This window comes from Streptomyces sp. NPDC048462, assembly GCF_043200175.1.
Lineage (GTDB): Bacteria > Actinomycetota > Actinomycetes > Streptomycetales > Streptomycetaceae > Streptomyces.
On sequence record NZ_JBICXG010000020.1, the window covers coordinates 76492 to 94074 of the forward strand.

At 73.0% G+C, this 17583-nt stretch carries 13 protein-coding genes and 1 pseudogene; 4 read left to right on the plus strand and 10 right to left on the minus strand.

Translation table 11 applies throughout. The features are described 5' to 3' along the window. Positions 1–23 precede the first annotated feature (23 nt). Together ACGFU6_RS28210 and ACGFU6_RS28215 are read right to left on the minus strand one after the other, a co-directional pair. Positions 24–4682: a HEAT repeat domain-containing protein gene (locus ACGFU6_RS28210; RefSeq protein WP_393614904.1), complete on the minus strand. Its 4659-nt coding sequence runs from the start codon at positions 4680–4682 to the stop codon at positions 24–26. 63 nt (positions 4683–4745) lie between these two features. Beyond that, positions 4746–4910, minus strand: coding sequence for a hypothetical protein (locus tag ACGFU6_RS28215; RefSeq protein WP_393614905.1), 165 nt, complete (start codon positions 4908–4910; stop codon positions 4746–4748). Between the two features lie 74 nt (positions 4911–4984). Here ACGFU6_RS28215 and ACGFU6_RS28220 point away from each other — a divergent pair. Then, positions 4985–5969 (plus strand): annotated as a pseudogene (locus ACGFU6_RS28220) (LysR family transcriptional regulator). On the opposite strand, the gene ACGFU6_RS28225 reads toward ACGFU6_RS28220, so the two are convergent. Genes ACGFU6_RS28225 through ACGFU6_RS28235 form a run of 3 tightly spaced genes read right to left on the minus strand, consistent with a single transcriptional unit; the run spans position 5908 to position 8956 of the window. Next, on the minus strand, positions 5908–6501 hold the full coding sequence (locus ACGFU6_RS28225) for a TetR/AcrR family transcriptional regulator (RefSeq protein WP_393614906.1): 594 nt from the start codon (positions 6499–6501) through the stop codon (positions 5908–5910). The pseudogene ACGFU6_RS28220 and the gene ACGFU6_RS28225 overlap by 62 nt on opposite strands. A gap of 38 nt (positions 6502–6539) precedes the next feature. Next, positions 6540–8195, minus strand: coding sequence for a class I adenylate-forming enzyme family protein (locus tag ACGFU6_RS28230; protein WP_393614908.1), 1656 nt, complete (start codon positions 8193–8195; stop codon positions 6540–6542). Further along, positions 8192–8956 (minus strand): SDR family oxidoreductase, encoded by a 765-nt coding sequence (locus ACGFU6_RS28235; RefSeq protein WP_393614910.1) that lies wholly within the window; start codon positions 8954–8956, stop codon positions 8192–8194. The genes ACGFU6_RS28230 and ACGFU6_RS28235 overlap by 4 nt, the downstream gene beginning before the upstream one ends. Before the next feature lie 184 nt (positions 8957–9140). Between ACGFU6_RS28235 and ACGFU6_RS28240 the strand changes: the two genes are divergently transcribed. Next, positions 9141–10418: an exo-beta-N-acetylmuramidase NamZ domain-containing protein gene (locus ACGFU6_RS28240; RefSeq protein WP_393614912.1), complete on the plus strand. Its 1278-nt coding sequence runs from the start codon at positions 9141–9143 to the stop codon at positions 10416–10418. Between the two features lie 48 nt (positions 10419–10466). On the opposite strand, the gene ACGFU6_RS28245 is transcribed toward ACGFU6_RS28240, so the two are convergent. Continuing rightward, complete coding sequence (locus ACGFU6_RS28245) at positions 10467–13307, minus strand: penicillin acylase family protein (RefSeq protein WP_393614914.1); 2841 nt, start codon at positions 13305–13307, stop codon at positions 10467–10469. Between the two features lie 232 nt (positions 13308–13539). Between ACGFU6_RS28245 and ACGFU6_RS28250 the strand changes: the two genes are divergently transcribed. After that, positions 13540–14151 carry a hypothetical protein gene (locus tag ACGFU6_RS28250; protein ID WP_393614916.1) on the plus strand — a complete coding sequence of 204 codons (612 nt, stop codon included), beginning with the start codon at positions 13540–13542 and terminating at the stop codon, positions 14149–14151. A gap of 73 nt (positions 14152–14224) precedes the next feature. On the opposite strand, the gene soxR is transcribed toward ACGFU6_RS28250, so the two are convergent. After that, complete coding sequence (gene soxR / locus ACGFU6_RS28255; RefSeq protein WP_393614918.1) at positions 14225–14707, minus strand: redox-sensitive transcriptional activator SoxR; 483 nt, start codon at positions 14705–14707, stop codon at positions 14225–14227. 130 nt (positions 14708–14837) lie between these two features. On the opposite strand from soxR, the gene ACGFU6_RS28260 reads away from it, so the two are divergent. Next, positions 14838–15299 carry a MaoC family dehydratase gene (locus tag ACGFU6_RS28260; RefSeq protein WP_393614920.1) on the plus strand — a complete coding sequence of 154 codons (462 nt, stop codon included), beginning with the start codon at positions 14838–14840 and terminating at the stop codon, positions 15297–15299. Positions 15300–15321: 22 nt separating this feature from the next. On the opposite strand, the gene ACGFU6_RS28265 is transcribed toward ACGFU6_RS28260, so the two are convergent. From ACGFU6_RS28265 to ACGFU6_RS28275, 3 genes are all read right to left on the minus strand, one after another. After that, entirely contained in the window at positions 15322–15945 is a 624-nt protein-coding gene (locus ACGFU6_RS28265; RefSeq protein WP_393614921.1) for a TetR/AcrR family transcriptional regulator, read from the minus strand. Between the two features lie 83 nt (positions 15946–16028). After that, the gene (locus tag ACGFU6_RS28270; protein WP_393614923.1) at positions 16029–16319 is read right to left on the minus strand and encodes a YiaA/YiaB family inner membrane protein; all 291 of its coding nucleotides are present in this window, start codon (positions 16317–16319) and stop codon (positions 16029–16031) included. A gap of 91 nt (positions 16320–16410) precedes the next feature. Then, positions 16411–17562: an acyl-CoA dehydrogenase family protein gene (locus tag ACGFU6_RS28275; protein ID WP_393614925.1), complete on the minus strand. Its 1152-nt coding sequence runs from the start codon at positions 17560–17562 to the stop codon at positions 16411–16413. Positions 17563–17583 lie beyond the last annotated feature (21 nt).

The following is a 17583-nucleotide window of genomic DNA, read 5'->3' on the forward strand; positions in this document are numbered from 1 at the left end:
GACGGCCGGGGCGGCGGACCGCGTCAGTGTCCGTCGGCCTCGATCCGGGCCAGGATGTCCGTGTACAGGGAGCGCCGGTCGGGCCGGGCGCGGGCGGCGGCGTGACGCAGTACCGGGACCGCCGTACCGCCCAGCTCGGCCAGCGCCTCGGCCGCCGCGACGCGCACGGTCGCGTGCGGGTGCCCGAGCAGCCCGGTGACGGCCGGGACCGCCGGCTCCCAGTCCGCCCGGCAGAGCGTCCGGAGCGCCATGCGCACGACGTCCGGCCGGGAGTCGTCCAGCAGCAGTTCGGTGTGGCGCAGGTACGCAGCCCGGTCGAGCATCGCGCGCGCGGTGCGGTGGGCCCGTAGCCGGACCCTGGGCCGGGGGTGCGTCAGAAGCTCACCGAGCAGGTTCCGCAGCCGCGGGTCCCGGTCCGGTCCGGGGCCGGTGTGCGTCTCGGCCAGCCCGGTGAGCGCGCGGCAGATCTGCTCGGGGGCGCCGGTCGCGGCCAGGTCCATCAGTTCCCGCCGGGTCGGGCGGTGCCCGGTCGCGGCGGGACGGGCCGCGTCGCGGTCGCGGAGTGCGGCCAGTGCCGCCGCGTCCCGCCGACCGGCGTCCGGGCCCCGCAACGGCCCTTCCACGAGGAGCAGCCGGTCGGCGAGCTCGTCGCGTCCTTCGGCCCGCAGGCGGCGGCAGGTCCGCGTCAGTGCCGGGGTACGCAGGAGCGGGCGGCCGACGAGCAGGTCCAGGAAGCCCCAGGCCGCGGCGTCGAGGCGGTCGCCCAGTGCCACGGCCAGCGCGTCGGCGGGGTGGGCGCGCAACGCGGTCCCGAGGGCCGCGGCCTCGGCGGGCGGTGCGTGCTCCCACCACTCAAGGAGCAGCGGCAGGAGCCGTTCCCGCTGCTGCGGATCGAGCCCGGTGGCCACGGCTGCCACCCTGTCGCGCAGGATTCCGTCGCCCCGGAGCTCGCTCTCGCCGATGCCGGCCAGCGCGCTGCCGAGTCCGGTCACGGCTACGGCGGGCAGGGAGACCCGGCCGTTCAGGTACGCGCGCAGCACGGCCGGGCGGGCCTCCGGCTCGGGCCACCCCGCCAGCGCCTCGGCGGCGGTCTGCCGGCGCCCCGCCTCCGCCGAGCCGAGCATGGCGAGCAGCCGCTCCCGCAGGGCCGCCGAACGCGGCTGGTCCAGGTCGTCGGCACGGACCCGGCGCGGCGGCGGTTGCGGGGCGCGGGCGCTCTCCGCGAGGGTCCAGGGCGGCGCGTCCAGGGGCTGGAGCCGTGTCATCCAGTCGATGAGCGCGTCCCGGGCCCCGGCGTCAGCCCCGTTGTGGGCCTCGATCAGGGCGGCCAGCCGGTCCCGGGAGGAGACGGTGCCCTCGTCCGTGCGGCGGAACTCCGCCAGTGTGCCCGGCTGCCCGACCGCCTCGGCCAGCGCGGACCGCCAGGCCAGGGCCGCTTCGGACCAGGGTGCGGCGTCCCGCCGGGGCTTAGGTACGGCGAAGGCCTCGCGGAGCACGGCGGTCGCGGCCCGCCCGGGGTCGGCGCCGAGCCGGGCCTCCGCGAGGGCCCGGTCGAGATCGGCGCGGACCGGTATCGCACCGAGGCGGCGCAGCAGCGTCAGGGTGGACCGGTCGGGCGTCGCCGGTGCGGGGGCCAGGACGCGTACCGCGGTGACGGCGGCCGGTTTCGCGGTGGCCGTCAGCAGCGGCGCCACCTCTTCGAGTACGGCGATCAGTGTGTTCCGGTGGGCGTCGTGGGCGTCGGCCAGCGCGTCCAGCAGGAGCGGGGCGGACCGGGCGAGCGCCGTGAGGTCCGGGCCGCTCCGGGGCCTGGAACAGAGCGTCAGCGCGAACCGCAGCACTTCGGCGCCCCGCGCCCTGCCCTGGGCCGCCGTGTCCTGGGCCGCCGTGTTCCGGGCCGCCGCGTACTGGGAGCCCGCCAGCGCGAGCCAGTCGGCCAGCAGCGGGCCCAGCCGGTCCGCCTGGGCGAAGCCGAGCCGCTCGCCCCGCGCCACGAGGCGCAGTGCCGTCCGGGGGTCCCAGCCCCCGGTCGCCAGGGCCTCGACGTCGCGCTCCGCCTCGCCGGAAACCTCCCAGGGGGCGGCGGGCCGCAGGGTGATCCCGTGCGCGGCCATGGCCGGCGCCAGGTCCGTCACGACGCCGGCAGCCAGGGCGATGTGGCGGGACCCGACCAGGGTGAGCAGCGGGATCGCCACCGGTGACTCCTGCTCGTCCAGTGCCCGCACCGAGCGTGCGGTGAGGACGCCGTGCAGGCCCAGCAGCAGCCGGCCGGTGGCCTCCTCCCGGCTGTGTTCGGCGGCGGCGACGAGGGTGGCCGCGTAGGCGTCCCCGAGGACGGCGCGCAGGGCGGCGACGAGGGAGGCACGCAGGGCGAGGTTGCTCTCCTGCCCGAGCCGGGACAGGAGCTCGGGGAGCGCCGCCGGTGCGCCTGCCCGCACCAGCGCCTCGGCCGCCGTCTTCCTGATGTTCATGTTCGGGTGGCCGAGGCAGGCGGCGACCGCGGCGCTCGCCCAGTGGGCACGGGCGTGGCCCAGGGCGAGCAGGGCCTGCCGGACGGTCTGGATGTCCTTCGCCCTCGTCAGTGCGATGAGCGAAGCCGACAGCGCCTGGGCGTCCTCGCCCGTGGCGTCGTGTGCAAGCAGGGCGATGACGCGCCCCCGCACGTGCCGGTCGCGGTGGCGCAGCAGTCGGTGCACCCGTGCGCGGGTGCCGGTCCAGGGGGCCCTGAGCAGCAGTTCGAGCAGGACCACGTGCTCGTCGTCGGAGAGTCCCGGGCGGTCGACGAGGTCCAGCGCCGTGCTCGCGACGAGCGCGTGCCCGGCGTTCTCCGCCTCCACGCCGAGCAGGCAGACGGGCCGGATCGCGCCCCGCTCGTGGAGCCGGCGGCCGAGGGCGCTCAGGGCGTCCAGGACCTCCTGCGGCACGGCGGGCTCACCGGCCGGCTGCCCGTGTTCCCCGGTCCGGGGCGCCGCGTCCGGCCTCCTCGAAGCGGCCAGGCCGGCCACGACGCGCGACAGCAGGTCGGTGATGGCCGGGAGGGTCGCGGCATCGCCGTGGGCAGCGAGCCGGCACAGCGCCTCCACCGGTGCGTCCGGGTCCAGGTGGGAGGTCAGCAGGGCCAGTTCGGCCGCGTCGGGTCCGCCGAGGCCGGCCGCGACGCGCGGCGGCAGGTCGACGGGGTCGAGCCGGTCGAGCAGGGCGCGGCGCCGGTCCGGGTCCCGGTTCAGCTGCCAGAGCAGTTCGAGGGCGCGGCCTCGTGCGGGGCGCAGGTGGGGCGCCGTCACTCCGGTGGCGAGGCCCAGCCCTTCGGCCAGGGCCCGTACCGTCCGGTCCCCGCCGATCGCCTCCAGCGTGTCCAGGGCGGCGTCCGGCGCGGCGGGCAGCAGGGCGAGCACGGCCTCCTCGGCATCGGTGTGACGCAGTGCGCGGATCGCGCCGAGGAAGGGCACGGGCTCGGGGGCCGAGGGCAGCAGGCGGGTGATGACGTCACCGACCGGGAGGTCGCCCGTGCCCTGTCCGGCCAGGGCGACGAGCAGTTCGAGCCGCCGCGGCCAGCCCGGATCGGCGGCCGGCGCGTCCGTCAGTACCCGAAGCGCTTCGTGGCGGGAGGTGAAGAGGATCGTCGCCACGTCGCGGGCCGGGATCGAGTGATCGGACAGGGCCAGGCCGACGAGTGTGTGGACCTGGGGGTCGTGGGGGAAGTGCCCGCGGCGGTGGAGCCCGCGCAGGCAGACCACCGCCGGGCCGCCGAGCAGCAGGGGATCGCCGGCCGCGACGGCGATCAGGTCGCCGATGTCGTCGCGGTCCGCCAGTTCGCCGAGCAGTTCCATCCCGCGCCGGCGCAGGCCGGGCGCCTGCCGGGGGTCCTCGACGACCCCGCGCAGCAGCTCGCGGTGGCCGTGGCGGGCGGCGGCCGTCAGGGCTGCTCCGGCAACGGCGGGCCGTTCCCGCACGGCGTCCTCGGCCGGTACCCCGGCCTGCTGCGGCACCGAGCCCTCCGGCACCTCCCCGGTCCGTTCCCGTACCGGGCGGGGGAAGAAGAACGGAGCGAGAAGGGCGGGCGGCAGCGGGGCCGTCGCGGCCCACGGTTCGGCCAGTTCGCCCAGCGCGCCCGCGACGACCGGGACGCTGTCCGCCGCCAGCAGGGCGATCAGCTTCTCGCGGACCGCCGCCGGGGCGAGCAGTCCGGCGTGCAGTCCCTCACGGGCCAGCCGCAGCGCCTCGGCCCGCAGCACCGGATCACCGGTGTCCGCCAGCTCGTCCACCAGCCGGTCCGGCCGGAGCGCGGCGGTGATGCTCATCCCGCGCACGGCCTGGTGGAGGATCTCGTTTGGGGCCTCCTCGCGGAGGATCCCGGGATCGTGGAAGACGTCGGCGCGCAGCCAGGCGATCCGCACCGTTGCCGGCAGGTGCCCGGCCGTACGCCACTGGGGCCGGGGGCGGCCCGTCAGCCGGTCGCCGAGTCGCTCGTAGAGGCCGGCCAGGAGGAGATCGGCCTCCGGCGGTCCGGTGAGGGCGGTGGGCAGCAGTCCGGCGAGTACGTCCCTCTCCACGTCGTCGGACGGGGGGCACGCGGTGACGAGCTCGGTCAGCCGGACGAGTGCCGCGTGACGCCGCACGGGGTCCTCGTGGCCGGTCTGCCGGCCCAGGGCGTGGATCTCTTCGTCGACCGGCGTCCGCATCGTCGGATGCTAACCGGGTGCGTCGCGGCCGCACCAACCCGTTTCGGGCCCGTGCCCGCCGGCTCAGTAGCCGCCGTACGGTACGTGGTCGGCCAGCGCCAGGTCCCGGGCGAAGGCCCGCACCCGCAGCAGGCACCGTGCGAGGATCCGGACGGTCAACGGGCGGTGCGGCCCGTAGGCCACGGTCCACAGGGCAGGAACACGCGTCGATGTCTGAATGTGCGCCATGTATCCAGCGTGGCCCCGCCGGCCGGTTCGGTCCAACAGATGGTTTCGCTGGCTGCCATCACTATTGTAGATGGATGGAGATTCGCCAGCTCCGCCACTTCATGGCGGTGATCACGCACGGCAGCTTCACCGCCGCCGCACGCGCCGAACTGATCGTGCAGTCCGCGCTGAGCACGTCCGTGCGCAACCTCGAACGGGAGCTGGGAGCCGAACTGTTCGACCGCACCGGCCGCCGGGTGGTGCTGACGGAGGCGGGGCGGGCCCTGCTTCCCTCGGCCCGGACGGTGCTCGCGGGGACGGACGACGCCCGCGACGCGGTGGCCGCCGTGTCGGGTCTGGCAACCGGGCGGGTGCGGATCGGCACGATCCAGACGCTGACCTGTGTGGATCTCGCCGCCGAACTGGCCGCTTTCCACCGGCTGCGGCCCGGGGTGCAGATCTCCTTGCGGGAGGCGACGACCCCGGAGCTGGTGGCGGGGGTGCTCGCGGGTGAGCTGGACCTCGCCTATCTGGCCCCGGATGCCGCCGAACTCCCGGACGGCATCGCGGCGTTCGCCTCCTGGCAGGAGGACCTGGTCCTGATCACCGCCCCGGGCCACCGGCTGGCGACGGCCGGGCGCACCCTGATCAGGGACCTCGCCGACGAGCCGTTCGTGGACTTCCGGGCCGGTACGGGTCTGGAGACGGCGGTGCGGCGGCTGGCGGCGCACTGCGGTCTGGAGCGCCGGATCACCTGCGATGTCACCCAGATCCGGCTGCTCGTGGATCTCGTACGGGCGGGCATCGGCGTGGCGATCGTGCCGCGCCGGATCGGTGAGGACGCCGGGCTGCCGTGTGTGTCCATCCGGCAGCCGGAGCCGGGCCGGACGGTGCTGCTGGTGGGCCGGGCTCCCCGGCCGCGCAATCCGGCGGCGGAGGCGCTGCTGGGGCGGCTGGCCGACGAGGGACCCTGAACCGCCGAGCGCGGCGCCTCCGCTCCCGGTCGCCTGTGCAGGCCCTAAGGGCGCAGCGCGCGCAGCAGCAGGTCGGCCAGATGGTCGGCGACCTCCTGCTGGCTGAGCGGGCCGTCCGGCCGGTACCAGGTGGAAAGGTGGTGGACCGAGCCGAAGTGGTAGTCGACGATCAGGTCCGCCGGCGTGGCGGTGGAGAACACCCCGCTGCGCTGCCCCTCCTCCACCAGGGCGCGGAAGCGCTCGTGGTAGCGGCGCCGCTCCAGCCGTACCTGCTTGTTCTTCTCGGGGCTCAGGTGGTGCATCGAGCGGAAGAAGATCGAGGCGTCGTCGAGGTTCTCGATGGTGGTGACGACCACGTCGGCCGCCGCGTCGCGCAGTCGCCGCTCCACGGGCGCGTCGGCGTCCGCGAAGGCGTCGAGGCGCTCCTGCTGGAGCCGCAGCACCCGGGCGTAGACCTCCTGGAGGAGGTCCTCCTTGGAGCCGAAGTAGTGGTACAGCGCGCCCTTGGTGACGCCGGCCGCCTCCACGATCTCCTGGACCGAGGTGCGGTCGTACCCCTGCTCGGCGAAGAGCCGGGTGGCGGCGGCGAGCAGCCGCTGGGGAACGGGGGTGCCGCTCCCGTCCGTCGCCTTGGCCATGGCCGCCGCCTTCCATCCGTGCAGTGCGTGAACCGGTCCTAGCGGGGTGAACGCAGTTCCCGCCTGAGGATCTTCCCACTTGCCGTCTTGGGAAGTTCGGTCAGGACCTCGACTTCGCGCGGGTACTTGTACGCGGCGAGCCGTTCCTTGCAGTACGCGCCCAGTTCGCCCGGTTCCACCGAGGTGCCCGGGCGCAGGCTGACGTAGGCGCGGACCGTCTCGCCCCGGTAGGCGTCGGGGACGCCCACGACGGCCGCCTCGCGGACCGCCGGATGGGTGTAGAGGACGTCCTCCACCTCGCGCGGCCAGACCTTGAAGCCGGAGGCGTTGATCATGTCCTTCTTGCGGTCGACGACGTAGAGCCAGCCCTCGCGGTCCATGAAGCCGATGTCGCCGGTGCGCAGTTCGCCGTCCGGGAAGGCTGCGGCGGTGGCCTCGGGCAGTCGCCAGTAGCCGGAGACGACCTGCGGTCCGCGCACCGCGATCTCGCCCTGCTCGCCGAAGGGCACGTCCGCGCCGTTCTCGTCGATGATCCGCACCACCGTGTCCGGGCCCGGCACGCCGACCGAGAGGGTCCCGGACACCGGGTCCACCGGGGCCTCGCGCTCCGGCGGCACGGAGGCGCAGGGCGCGGTGCACTCGGTGAGGCCGTAGCCGTTGCGGATGTACGGGCCGAAGTCCGCCCGGAACTTCTCGACGAGTGCGGGCGGCAGGGGCGCGCCGCCGGAGGAGATCACCCGGAAGGAGCCGAAGTGCGCCGGGGTGACGCCGGGGGTCGCGGCGAGCGCCATGAAGGCGGTCGAGGGGCCGACGGTGTAGGCGGGGCGGTGCTCGGTGAAGGCGTCCAGGACCACGCCGGGGTGGAAGCGGTACGCCAGGACCAGGGTGCCGGCGTTGGCGAGGCAGGCGGCCAGCTGGCAGACCATGCCGGTGATGTGGAAGAGCGGGGCGAGGGCGAAGTAGGCGGAGCCCTCGGGGACGGGGTGGCCGGTGCGCTGGCGCTCGGCGTTGACCATGATGTTGCCGTGCGCGTTCATGGCGCCCTTGGGGGTGCCGCTGGTGCCGGAGGTGTAGCTGATCAGCGCCACGTCGGCGGCGGTGAGCTCCCGGCCGGCCGGAGCGGCGAGGCCGTGGCGTGCGACGGCCACCAGATCGTCGGCGTCGTCGGCGGGCAGCCGGTCGAATTCGAGCACCCGCTCGTCGTTCGTGGTCTGGAAGTCCAGTTCGCAGGCGGTGACGGCGATCCGGACGGCCGGGGCGGCCGCCGCGGTGTCCCGCAGATAGGCGTCCCAGGCCCGGTCCGAGCAGATCAGCGCGGAGACCTCGGCGTCCTTCAGGACGTGGCCGACCTCGCCGGACTTGTACATCGGGTTGAGCGGGACGACCGTCGCCCCGGCCTTCCAGGCGCCGAGCAGCGCGATGACGAAGTGCGGCGAGTTCTGCAGCATGATCGCGACCCGGTCGCCGCGCTCCAGCCCCCGCGCGGCCAGGTGACCGGCCACGGAGTCGGAGAGCGCGTCGGTCTCTCGGTAGCTGAGGCGCCCGTCGAAGTAGGCCAGTGCCGGGTGGTCCGGGGTGCGGGCCACCGAGGCGCGGAAGGCGTGCACCAGGGTGGCGGCGGGGTGGACCGGGGCCCGCTGGGCCTCGCTGAGCAGCGGGAGCCAGGGCTTCGCCGCGTAGATCGACTCGGTCATGCGCCGGTCGCCTCCCACTTCTGCTGGAGATGGTTCATGCTGCCGAGCCAGTGGTCGGTGTCCTTGGCCCGGGACCGGTAGTACGTGGCGACCTCCGGGTGCGGCAGGACGAGGAAACGGTCCTCGGCCATGGCCGCGAAGAGCGCGTCGGCGACGGCCTCGGGCTCGATGGCGCCGGGGGCGAGCACGAGTTCCCCGGCCGATCCGGCGGCGGTCAGCATGTCGGTGCGCACGCCCTGCGGGCAGATCGCGTGGACCTTGACGCCGCGGTGGCCGTAGGTGAGGGCGAGCCACTCCGCGAAGGCGACCACCCCGTGCTTGGTGACGCTGTAGGGCGCCGCGCCGATCATCGTGAGCAGCCCGGCGGCCGACGCGGTGGAGACGAACCTGCCGCTGCCGCGCTCCAGCCAGTCCGGGAGCAGCGCCCTTGCCGCGCGGACGTGGGCCATCACGTTGACGTCCCAGGCGGCGGCCCAGACCTCCTCGTCCGCGAAGACGTCACCGGGCGAGGCGAGCCCCGCGTTGGCGCAGTAGATGTCCACCGTGCCGTCCAGGGCGTCCCGGGCGGCGTCGAGGATCCCGGAGGCGTCACCGGCGACGGCGACGCCGCCGATCTCCCGGGCCAGCGCCCCGATCCGGCCCTCGTCGAGGTCGTTGACCACGACCCGTGCGCCCTCGGCGGCGAATCTGCGGGCCAGCGCGGCTCCGATGCCGCCTCCGGCCCCCGTGACCACTACGCCCGCGCCCTGCACCGTACTCATCGGTCCCGCCTCTCTCTGCCGGCTGCACCAGCAGACTAACCAGTCGGTATGTCGTCGGGGAAGAGGCGGGCGCCCCTCATACGTCACTCCTGCCGCATCGGGGGCGTCCGGCTCGTTCCCTGCGGACCCGGTGCGCGCTAGCGTGCGTGACCATGACAGACGTCGCGATCATGGAGGTAGCCGAATGAGCCTGACCAGACGCGGTTTGCTGGCCGCCGGCGGTGCCGTCGGAGCTCTCGCGGCGACCGCCGCACCCGCCGCCGCCGGCACGTCGCACGGCAAGGGACACGGGCACGGGGGCGGCGGACACGGCGGCCTCCGCACCGGCTTCGACCGGCTGGCTGCGGACGGCTACGCGCTCCTGAAGGGGCAGCGGGTCGGGATCGTCACCAACCCGACGGGGGTCACCTCCGAACTCCGGCACATCGTCGATGTGATGCACGGGGACGGGCGGGTGAACCTGACGGCCGTCTTCGGCCCCGAGCACGGCTTCCGCGGCACCGCGCAGGCGGGCGGCTCGGAGGGCCGGTACGACGACCCCGCGACCGGGCTGCCGGTATACGACACGTACCTCAAGAGCGGGCAGCCACTGGCCGACGTGTTCACGCAGTCCGGCGTCGACACGATCGTCTTCGACATCCAGGACGCGGGCGCGCGCTTCTACACCTACATCTGGACGCTGTACGACTGCATGGAGGCGGCGGCCCTCGCGGGCAAGAGGTTCGTCGTCCTGGACCGGCCGAACCCGGTGTCCGGGCGGGCGGCCCTGGGGCCGGTCCTCGATCCGGCCTTCGGCACCTTCGTGGGGCGCCGGGAGATCTCCCAGGCGCACGGGATGACGGTCACCGAGCTCGCCCTGCTGTTCAACGGGGAGTTCCTCGCGGACCGTCCGGCCGAGCTGGAGATTGTGAAGATGTCGGGGTGGTCGCGCTCGGACTTCTTCGACGCGAGCGGTCTGCCGTGGGTGCCGCCGAGCCCGAACATGCCGACGCCCGACACGGCGCTCGTCTACTCGGGCACCTGCCTCTTCGAGGGCACGAACCTCTCCGAGGGGCGCGGCACGACGCGCCCGTTCGAGCTGCTGGGCGCGGAGGGCATCGACCACACGTGGGCGGCCGCCGCGAACGCGCTCGCCCTGCCCGGAGTGGCCTTCCGCGAGGCGTACTTCGCGCCGACGTTCTCCAAGTTCGAGGGGAAGACGGTGGGCGGGGTCCAACTGCACGTCCAGGACCGCGAGGTCTTCGATCCGGTGCGCACCGGGATCGCGCTGCTGGTGACGGCGAAGCAGACCTGGAGCGGGTTCGCCTGGCGGTCGGACAACTGGATCGACAAGCTCACCGGCAACACCCGGGTCCGCACGATGATCGACGCGGGCGCGGACACGGACGAGGTGGTGGGGGCGTGGGCGAAGGACCTCGCCGCGTTCCGGGCCGTGCGCAAGCGGTACCTGCAGTACCGCTGATGGTGTGCCGGGCGGGCCCCCGCGAGGGACCCGCCCGGCCGGCCGGCGTCAGCGGTGCGCCGGGAACTCCACCACCTGCTGGTACGTCGGGCGGTTCTGCCAGTGGATCGCCTTCTGCGCGATCCCGCCCAGTGCCCGGTGGATGATCGAGTCGGTGCACCACTGCTCACCGGCCTTGCAGGTGGCGTCGGCCGGATAGACCTCGGCCGACGGTACCGCCGCCGCCTGCTTCAGCGAGGACAGCAGCGCCGCGCGGCAGCTGCTCAGATCGCCGTTGCCGCAGTAGGTCCTGGCCAGCGGCCCCTTGACCGGCTGTCCGAGCACCTGGCGCAGGTCCTTGTCCGCGAACCCCCACCAGCCGTACTGGAACGCCGAACCGCTGTGCGCGCCGCTCGGCCCGTGGCTGGCCGCCGGGGACTCGTCGGTGGCGAGGTTGGCGGTCAGCGCCCCGTACAGGTCGTCACCGAGGCCGGGCCTGAACTCCGCGTCGATCAGCTTCGGCCACCACGCGTCCATGATCCGTACCGCGTCGGCGTAGGTGTACGCGTGCGAACCGGGGCTGCTCTCCTTGCGCTGGGCGCCCGCCGCCCGCCAGGAGTCCAGCTGCTGGACCACCGCGTTCAGCTCCGGGTCGGTGACCGGCTGGGAGCGGATCACCTTCAGCAGTTCGGGCAGCAGCTGCTCCCCGCGCAGGTCGGTGAGTGCCGCGTCCGCCATGGCGCGGGTGAGCGAGGCGCGGGTCACGCCGCCCTCCTGGACCAGCTTGGACACCCGCTCGTCGAGCAGGTCGGCCCGGTGCACCGCGCTGAGCCCGAAGCCGGCGGAGGCGTATCCCTCGGCCTGCTTGTTGTTCCAGGACACGTAGTAGTCCTGGCCGCTGGAGTGCGGGTGCTCGGCGAACGGGGTGTAGTCGGCGGTGTTGGCCGCCCGGTCGTAGCCCTGCCACTCGTACGCCTTCTCGGCCTTGATCGGCAGCGCCGGGTCGACGCCGGGGGCGCGCACCGGGTTCATGCCGCTGTTGTAGAAGGCGGCGGTGCGCGAGTCGGCGTAGAACCAGTTGAAGGCGTAGTCGATGTTGCTCGCCGCCCGCTGGAAGGAGGCGGCGTCGCTCACGTAGGAGGGATCGTTGAGCATCTGGAAGCCGACGATCGAGTCGGCCTCGTGCCGGTAGGTGGTGCGCAGCGAGGTGTACGCGACCGGCTTGCCGTCCACCGTGGCGCGGTGGGTGACCACTCCGTAGCCGGTGCGCCACACCTGCATCCGGTAGGAGCCCTTGGCCGTGGAGTCGGCGACGGTGGGGCTCCAGGAGTTGGTGCGCTCCAGCTTCTCCATGGCGGTGCAGTCGCCCCGGTCGAGGTAGTGCGTGGAGTTCTTGGTGGGCGCCGAGCCGTCGGGCTCGCACAGTTCGACGGTGTAGGTGTCGGTGATGTCCTGGCCCGCGGAGGTGGCGCTCCAGGCGTAGTCCTGGCCCCGGCCCATCTGGATGTACATGCCGACACCGGCGAAGGAGACACCCCGGGCGCTGATGCCGGGACCCTGGATCTCCTGGAGCATCATCAGCTGCGGGGCGAAGTAGCCGGTCTGCGGGCCGAACACGGCGATCGGGTTCCCGCTCGCGGTGCTCTTGCCGGAGACCAGCAGGGCGTTGGACATCCCGCGCTTCTGGGCGCCGGTGCCGGAGCCGGGGAGCGAGCCCTCGGGGATGACCCCGTCGTCGTAGATGCCCTGGGCCTTCTTGAGCTCGGCGGGTGCCTTGACCGGGGCCTTGGCGTCGGTGCCCGCCGAGCCGGTGCGGTCGTGGATCAGGGGTTCGGCGGTGACCGAGCCGGGGTCCGGGAGCGCTGTGCCGACGGCGTTGTCGGGCTTGTTCGCGTACGGGAACGAGGTGCCGTCGTGGACGGTGAGCACGGCCTCGGGGTCGTTGCGCTGCCGGAACGACTCCCAGACCTTGGTGCCTTCGGCCACTCCGTACTTCTGCTGGGCGGAGAGCAGCGAGAGCGCGGCCTGGACCTCGCCGCCACCGCCGCCGCCGAACTGGCCGCCGACCACGGAGGCGATCGAGATCAGGTCGGTCAGCTCGAACGGCTGGATCTCACCGACGTTGGTGATGGCGTCGATCTTGCCGGTGAGGACGTACTCGCCGGGGAAGTAGCGGCCCTTCTTCGACTTCTCGCGGTAGGAGTTGATGCCGTCCACATAGGCCTGGGCATCGGCCATGGCCTGCTCGCCGCGGGCACCCTCGTGGGTCCTTATGTACTCGACCTGGGCCTTGAGATCGTCCTCGGTGTACGGGGCCTGCGGCCAGAACTGCTGTTCCAGGCCCTGGTTGGCCAGCGCGCCGCCGGCGAACGAGGTGAGCTGCCCGCGCCCGATGTGGCGGAAGAGGTCCATGAGCCAGAGCCGGTCCTGCCCGGCCGCGAACCCGGCGCCGAACTCGGTGCCGTAGCGGGTGGTGCCCTTGATGTGCGGGACGCCGGACACCTTGTCGCGGGTGATGGTGACGTCGCTCCGGGGCGCGGTGACGGACTCGACCTGGTCCTTGGGGACGCCGAAGGAGGCGTCGTTGAAGAAGTCGGTGAGCTTCTGGTCGGTGAGGCCGGTGTGCCCGGCCACCAGCCCGTCGTAGCGGTTGAGCTGGTCGTCGCTGTGCGCGGGGTGGGTGCCGAACGCCTTGTTGCCCAGAATCTCGACGAGGGTGGCATTGCCGTTCTCGCCGGGGGGCAGGATGTCGTCGCACTGTCCCTGGCAGTAGTCGGGTACGGGATCCGGCTCGGCGGCGCCCGCGTGGGGCGCGGTGGCCAGCAGTGAGGCGCCGAGTGCGAGAACGGCCGCGATCGTGGCGGCCCGGAACTTGCCGGTGCGGGCGGTGGTGCCGGTGCGTGGGGGCATGCGTGCTCCTCGGAAAGGCCGATGCGCCGGACGTTACCGGCGGTATGACCCGTCGGTAAGGTGAACATCAGTCACCTTTTCCGAATCGCCACATGCGGCCACATGACGACCGGTCATCTCATTGGCTGGACCGCCGCACTCATGGATGGAGCCGATCCGGGCAGTCGTACGTCCATTGGTTGACGCCCGGTTTTCGGGGCGACGGAGTACGAGCGACGGAGGTGGCAGCGCAATGGCCGGTTTCCGGAGTCTTGCGAGACAGGTCCGCGATCCGCGGAGCGATCTGGCACTGCGGCGGTACTCGCTGCGCAAGTGCCTGGAACGCTTCGCCCCTTACGGGCACCGGGCGACCTGGGACCACCTGTGTGCCAGGCACGGAATAGGGCACGAGGACCGGGCCCCCGATCCGGTGCGGCTGATGCGCGCGCTGGAGGAGCTGGAGACCGCCCGCGCGGTCTGGCTCGGCTACGAGGCGGGGTTCGCCGAGCGCCGCCGGCGGGAGAAGCACGACGGACTGCGCCGGCCCGGCGCGTTCGACGACTGGCACCGGCGCACCTGGGGCGGGAACGGGGTCGCCCGGTGCGACGACCCGGCCGTCCATCCGGCCGCGCCCCTCGCGGAGGTGCTGGCGCGGCTGATCTCCGCCCTGGAGTCGGAGCCGGGCGAGGCCTGCCCGGTCTGCGCACAGGGCCGGATCGCCTGGCGGCAGGACCTGGACAGCGAGCCGTGGTCCGGCCCGGTCTGCACCGGGTGCGGAATCGTGGTGCCGCAGCCCGTGCTCACCCGGGCGGCACTGGCGAAGGCCCGGCGGACCCGGCTGTGCGGCCTGGCATCGGTGGCCTGAGGAACGGAGCGGCCCGCCCGGCGTCCGACGACGCACGGCTGCCGGACGGGCAACACATACGTACGGGCCCGCCTCAGCACCCTCCCCCGGCGCCCTTCGCGACCTTGCCCGGCATCAGCCGCGAGCCGCTCATCCGCTCACCGGAGATGTCGTCCGGGTTGGAGAGCACACAGTTCTCCAGCGACAGGCACCCGCAGCCGATGCAGTCGGTGAGGTGGTCGCGCAGGCGCGCCAGCTGCACGATCCGCTCGTCCAGCTCGGAGCGCCACGCCTCGGAGAGCCGTGCCCAGTCGTCGCGGTTGGGGGTGCGCTCCTCCGGGAGCTCGGCCAGCGCGTCGCGGATGGTGGCGAGCGGGATGCCGACCCGCTGGGCGGCGCGGACGAAGGCGACCCGGCGCAGCGCGTCCCTGTCGTAGCGCCGCTGGTTCCCGCTGGTGCGGCGGCTGCTGATCAGGCCCTTGGCCTCGTAGAAGTGCAGGGCCGAAACGGCGGCGCCGCTGCGCGCGGAGAGCTGGCCGACCGTGAGTTCATGGAGTGTCTGTGGGATCTGGGGCACCCCTCGAACCCTACGTGTCCCGGTACCGGCCGGTCCGTCGTTGACAGGAAGGCACCCGCGAACCATGCTGAGCAAGCGCTTAGACAGCGCGATGACGGATGGCCGAGAGCGGGAAGGCAGGGCCGGGAACATGGCAGAGCCGAGGATCTTCACGTCCGCGCAGGAGCTGCGCGACGGGGTGGGCGAGCAGCTGGGGTACAGCGACTGGCTGGAGGTCGAGCAGAAGAGGATCGATCTCTTCGCGGACGCCACCGGCGACCACCAGTGGATCCATGTGGACCCGGAGCGGGCCGCGGCCGGGCCGTTCGGTACGACGATCGCGCACGGCTACCTCACGCTCTCACTGCTGCCGGCGCTCGTGCCCCAGGTCATGCGGGTCGAGGGCATGAAGATGGGCATCAACTACGGGACCAACAAGGTCCGTTTCCCCTCCACGGTGCCCGTGGGCTCGCGGCTGCGGGCGACGGCGGTCCTCAGGAGCGTGGAGGAGGCGGGCGGCGGCGTACAGGTCACCGCGGTCGTCACGGTGGAGCGCGAGGGCGGCGACAAGCCGGCCTGCGTGGCCGAGTCGGTGTCGCGGTACTACTTCTGAGCCGGGGCCGGGGGCGGCCGGGTCACCGTCCGGCCGCGACCATGCGCAGCACGAGGCCCGCGTACAGGTCGCCGACCTCGTCCGGTGTCCGGCTGCCCTGGGCGTTGAACCACCGCGCCACGTCGATGCAGAGCGACAGCACGGCGAGCGCGGTGCCCGGCACATCGGGGACGTCGAACTCGCCCGCCGCCACGCCCTCCCCGATGATCCGGCGCACCACCGCGTCGCTCCGGCGGCGCAGTTCGATGATCTCGGCCCGGTGTTCCGGGCCGAGGGCGTCGAGTTCGTACTGCACGACGCGGGCGGTGGCGTGCCGCTCGGCGTGCCACTGGACGAAGGACCGGACCGCGGCGTCCAGCCGTTCGGCGGCGGTGCCCTCGCTGTCGGCGGCCGCTTCCAGGACGGCCAGGGCGCGGTCGTGACCGATCCTGCTGATCCGGTGGAGCAGCTCTTCCTTCGTCTTGTAGTGGATGTAGAGCGCGGCGGGGCTCATTCCGGCGCGGCCCGCGATGTCCCGGGTGGTGGTCGCGTGGTACCCGCGCTCGGCGAAGGCGTCGACGGCGGCGACGAGAAGCCGCCTGGCAGCCTCGGGCGTCACTTCGACCCACGGCGTGTTCTCGCCGTCGGTCTCCTGCGCCGTGCTCATCGTCAGTGGCCCCTCTCAGTCAGCAGGACGAACACCATACCCCGATCCTGAGCAAGCGCTTAGGGGTCCGGGGCGTGAGATCGTCAGAGCTTCTGGAAGGGGTCGTGCTCGGCGAGGATCTTCTCCAGCCGGGCCTGGTCGACCCGGCTGACCAGCTGGCCCGCCTCCTGCCGGTCCCTGATGACCTTGGCCAGGGTGAAGGAGGACGTGACGAGGTACAGGACGCCGATGGCGAGGAACCCGCGCACCCAGGCATCCGCGTCGAGGAAGTAGATACCGAGGGCCACCGCGCCCATCGCCACCCCGAAGGATGCGACGGCCTGACCGTAGAAGGCGGCGGTGCTCTGCTGCTTGACCGATGTCGTCTCACTCATGCCGCCCAGCATCCGGCGGTATGACGCACACCACATCCGTCCGGGTACTCAGTCAGGTACTCAGACGCCCGTTCGGGTGCGGGCCACGGCCTCAGAAGGCGGAGACCCCGGTCAGCGCCCGGCCGATGATCAGCTTCTGGATCTGACTGGTTCCCTCGTAGAGCGTCATCACGCGGGCGTCGCGCAACAGCTTGCCGACCGGGTACTCGTCGATGTAGCCGTAGCCGCCGAACACCTGGAGGGCGTTGTTGGCGGCGCGCACGGCGGCCTCGGAGGCGAAGAGCTTGGCCTTGGACGCGGCGGTGGCGAACTCCTCGCCCCGGTCGATCAGGTCGGCCACCCGCCAGGTGAGCAGCCGGGCGGCGTCGACGTCCACGGCGATGTCGCTGATGAGCTCCTGGACGAGCTGGTAGCCCGCGATGGGCCTGCCGAACTGCTCGCGTTCACCGGCGTATCCGACGGCGGCGTCCAGCGCGGCCTGGGCGATGCCGACACAGCCGGCCGCCACCGACATCCGCCCCTTGGCCAGGGCGGACATGGCGATCGAGAAGCCCTTGCCCTCGGGGCCGATCAGCGTGGTGGCGGGGACCCTGACGTCTTCGAGTACCACCTCGGCGGTCGCCTGGCCGCGCAGGCCGAGCTTGCCGTGGATGGTGCGCCGGCTGAGGCCGGGGGTGTCGGCGGGGACCAGGAAGGCGGATATGCCCTTGTGGCCGGGGGTGTCGTTGGTGCGGGCGAAGAGCAGCACCACATCGGCCCAGGTGCCGTTGGTGATGAACATCTTGGAGCCGTTGATGACGTAGCCCCCGCCGTCCCGCACGGCCCTGGTGGTCAGGTTCCCGGCGTCCGAGCCGGTGCCCGGTTCGGTGAGTCCGAAGCAGCCCACCGCGTCGCCCGAGGTCAGCCTCGGCAGCCACTGCCGCTTCTGCTCCTCGTCGCCCCAGGCGGCGATGGTCTTGGCGACCAGCCCCAGGGAGACGGAGACGATGCCGCGGACCGAGGAGTCGCCACGGCCGAGCTCCTCGGTCACCAGGCAGTACGCGAGGTGGTCGCCGCCCGAGCCGCCGTACTCCTCGGGGACGGTCAGCCCGAGGAAGCCGAGGGAGCCCAGCTTCTTCACGATCGACTTGTCGACGTTCTCGGCCCGGTCCCACTCGACGACGTGCGGCGCGATGTCGCGGGCGACGAAGTCCTTGGCGAGCTGCCTGACGGCTTCCTGCTCCTCGCTGAGCTCCAGGTTCATCGCTCGGCCCTCCAGTTTTAA

Bases quoted from the DNA above. Each gene is read 5' to 3' on its own strand.
- ACGFU6_RS28235 (WP_393614910.1), bottom strand. From the start codon at position 8,956: ATGAGTACGGTGCAGGGCGCGGGCGTAGTGGTCACGGGGGCCGGAGGC.
- ACGFU6_RS28215 (WP_393614905.1), bottom strand. From the start codon at position 4,910: ATGGCGCACATTCAGACATCGACGCGTGTTCCTGCCCTGTGGACCGTG.
- ACGFU6_RS28250 (WP_393614916.1), top strand. From the start codon at position 13,540: ATGGCCGGTTTCCGGAGTCTTGCGAGACAGGTCCGCGATCCGCGGAGC.
- ACGFU6_RS28260 (WP_393614920.1), top strand. From the start codon at position 14,838: ATGGCAGAGCCGAGGATCTTCACGTCCGCGCAGGAGCTGCGCGACGGG.
- ACGFU6_RS28270 (WP_393614923.1), bottom strand. From the start codon at position 16,319: ATGAGTGAGACGACATCGGTCAAGCAGCAGAGCACCGCCGCCTTCTAC.
- ACGFU6_RS28240 (WP_393614912.1), top strand. From the start codon at position 9,141: ATGAGCCTGACCAGACGCGGTTTGCTGGCCGCCGGCGGTGCCGTCGGA.
- ACGFU6_RS28225 (WP_393614906.1), bottom strand. From the start codon at position 6,501: ATGGCCAAGGCGACGGACGGGAGCGGCACCCCCGTTCCCCAGCGGCTG.
- ACGFU6_RS28265 (WP_393614921.1), bottom strand. From the start codon at position 15,945: ATGAGCACGGCGCAGGAGACCGACGGCGAGAACACGCCGTGGGTCGAA.
- ACGFU6_RS28245 (WP_393614914.1), bottom strand. From the start codon at position 13,307: ATGCCCCCACGCACCGGCACCACCGCCCGCACCGGCAAGTTCCGGGCC.
- ACGFU6_RS28275 (WP_393614925.1), bottom strand. From the start codon at position 17,562: ATGAACCTGGAGCTCAGCGAGGAGCAGGAAGCCGTCAGGCAGCTCGCC.
- ACGFU6_RS28230 (WP_393614908.1), bottom strand. From the start codon at position 8,195: ATGACCGAGTCGATCTACGCGGCGAAGCCCTGGCTCCCGCTGCTCAGC.
- ACGFU6_RS28210 (WP_393614904.1), bottom strand. From the start codon at position 4,682: ATGCGGACGCCGGTCGACGAAGAGATCCACGCCCTGGGCCGGCAGACC.